The organism is Neisseria sp. 19428wB4_WF04, from assembly GCF_015235335.1.
Classification (GTDB): domain Bacteria; phylum Pseudomonadota; class Gammaproteobacteria; order Burkholderiales; family Neisseriaceae; genus Neisseria; species Neisseria musculi.
The window spans coordinates 1-659 of record NZ_JADGLG010000138.1 but is presented as its reverse complement, the minus strand read 5'-3'; the positions used below and the strand labels follow the sequence as shown (position 1 = coordinate 659).

The window sequence follows — 659 nt, the reverse complement described above, 5'->3', positions numbered from 1 at the left end:
GGTTACCACCGAACCGGCGGGCGCATCGGTTTTGCCGCTGATGGTCGGGGTGTTGTCGCTGCTGTTGTCCGGCGCGTCTACGCTGATCATCGGGGCGGTGGTGTCGACCGAGCCGTTGTCTTTGGCTTTGCCTTCGTTGCCGGCGGGATCTTTCACCGAAGCTTCGGCGGTGTAGCCGCCGTCGGGCAGGGCTTTGGGCACGTCTACGCTGTAGCTGCCGTCTGCCTTGACGGTGGTGGTAACGGTTTGGCTCTGGCCGTCCGAACCGGTTACCACTACGGTTACCACCGAACCGGCGGGCGCATCGGTTTTGCCGCTGATGGTCGGGGTGTTGTCGCTGCTGTTGTCCGGCGCGTCTACGCTGATCATCGGGGCGGTGGTGTCGACCGAGCCGTTGTCTTTGGCTCTGCCTTCGTTGCCGGCGGGGTCTTTCACCGAAGCTTCGGCGGTGTAGCCGCCGTCGGGCAGGGCTTTGGGCACGTCTACGCTGTAGCTGCCGTCTGCCTTGACGGTGGTGGTAACGGTTTGGCTTTGGCCGTCCGAACCGGTTACCACTACGGTTACCACCGAACCGGCGGGCGCATCGGTTTTGCCGCTGATGGTCGGGGTGTTGTCGCTGCTGTTGTCCGGCGCGTCTACGCTGATCATCGGGGCGGTGG

The 659-nt window shown here is 64.3% G+C and carries 1 protein-coding gene; it reads right to left on the bottom strand.

The window, feature by feature from the left end; translation table 11 throughout:
• Positions 1–659 (bottom strand): Ig-like domain-containing protein (locus tag IR141_RS12665; protein ID WP_209304442.1); only part of this gene is annotated, 659 nt, incomplete at both ends.